The sequence below is a fragment of the Leifsonia sp. SIMBA_070 genome, from assembly GCF_046534635.1.
GTDB lineage: Bacteria > Actinomycetota > Actinomycetes > Actinomycetales > Microbacteriaceae > Leifsonia.
On sequence record NZ_JAWRYK010000913.1, the window covers coordinates 1 to 237 of the forward strand.

Here is a 237-nt window from a genome sequence, read left to right on the forward strand (position 1 = left end):
CTCCATTGCCGCCGTTGCAATTGTCCCGGTTGGGCAGCTGTCCGAAAGCGCAACGCCGCTGCTGGAGGTTGTGCGCGCCGGTGCCCCGAACCTCCCGGTCGACGTCATCTACCCGTTCCTCTCCATTTTTGCCGTGGCCAACACCGCCCTGATCAACATGCTCATGGCCAGCCGCCTGCTCTACGGCATGGCCAAGCAGGACGTCCTTCCGCGTTCACTCTCCAAGGTCCTTCCGGG

Annotated in this window: 1 pseudogene; it reads left to right on the forward strand. The window is 63.7% G+C overall.

Going from position 1 to position 237, the window contains the following annotated elements:
- Positions 1-237: pseudogene (locus tag SB754_RS22855) on the forward strand (amino acid transporter); the annotation flags it as partial.